Genomic DNA, 800 nt, shown 5'->3' on the forward strand with positions numbered 1-800 from the left:
TACTGAGCAACGGGCTTTGAAACTGGACCTTCTGTTTCATTTTCCACATGTGGGTTTACCCGACACACAGATCAAGGCCTTTTGTCATACACTTGCTCAGCATGACAGCAATTGGGGACAATTGACCAAGGAAGCCATACCTGAAGATATTAAGCGTATACAAGCTATAAAATTAGAACGGCTGGCAAGAGCACTGAATGCGCTAGAGAACAAACCGCAGCCCTTAGCCGCGACCTTTGCAAGCTATTTTAATGAAACTGAATTATATGAAGGGATTCGTTCTCTTAGCCTGAGCCACGATCATGCAGAGGAAAAAGTCGCCTCAATTCAGGGAATTGCCCGCTTTCTAGCTCAACACAAGCTTAGCCTCGAAGATACGCTCAAGCTTTTTATTAAGCTACAACAAGACTCCGAGCAACATAACCATAAGACTAAAAAAACCGATACGGTCCAGCTATCGACCATTCATCGCGCAAAAGGCCTCGAGTGGAAACAAGTCATTATTCCCGGTCTCAACAACAAAACCCTGCCCTATACCTACAAAGATGAAATGCTAAGCAAAGCCTTGCTCGAAAGTGAAAGGCGTCTGTTATACGTCGCAATGACGCGTGCCAAAGAATGCTTACACCTCCTTATTCCTGAAGATGTTTCGAACAGCAAAGCTCAAATTTCACGTTTCCAGCATGAGCTTAATATCCCGCAAAGCACAGCGTTGGAAGTGCTCTGGATAGTAAGCAAATAGAAGTCGCATTAGGCAAACCAAGTCGTATTACGAGGCAATATGCAGAAGAGTTACGGTG

Annotated in this window: 1 protein-coding gene; it reads left to right on the top strand. The window is 44.6% G+C overall.

The genetic code is table 11. The annotated features are described in order from the left end of the window. On the top strand, positions 1-742 hold a 742-nt coding region (locus tag A3735_RS24505; RefSeq protein WP_231882640.1), incomplete at its 5' end, for a 3'-5' exonuclease. Positions 743-800: the final 58 nt, after the last annotated feature.

The sequence above is a fragment of the Oleiphilus sp. HI0061 genome, from assembly GCF_001635675.1.